This is a genomic window from Brevibacterium sp. SIMBA_078, assembly GCF_046534565.1.
GTDB lineage: Bacteria > Actinomycetota > Actinomycetes > Actinomycetales > Brevibacteriaceae > Brevibacterium.
Window position 1 is genome coordinate 1 of sequence record NZ_JAWRYQ010000611.1, and the last position, 234, is coordinate 234.

1 protein-coding gene is annotated in these 234 nt (G+C 66.2%); it reads right to left on the reverse strand.

Going from position 1 to position 234, the window contains the following annotated elements; genetic code table 11:
- Positions 1-234, reverse strand: a 234-nt coding sequence (locus SB749_RS20980) for a hypothetical protein (RefSeq protein WP_410712021.1), incomplete at both ends; no start/stop codon positions are given.

Genomic DNA, 234 nt, shown 5'->3' on the forward strand with positions numbered 1-234 from the left:
CCTCGGTGGTTTTGGACAGCCCCCCTGCCACGCCGCCACCAGATCCGTCATCCAGCGTCTCGCCAAGACCGTCCAGAGAGCTGGCAAGCGCATCCGCGCTGTCATCGCCTTCGGCCAGCTCAGAATTGGCGCTGTCCATCTGACCGGACAACCGCTCCATCGCCGCCCCGGCCTGTTTGAACCCCTCCTTGAGCTTGCCGCCGGCTTCCTTGCGCAGCCGGATCATCCGCCCCT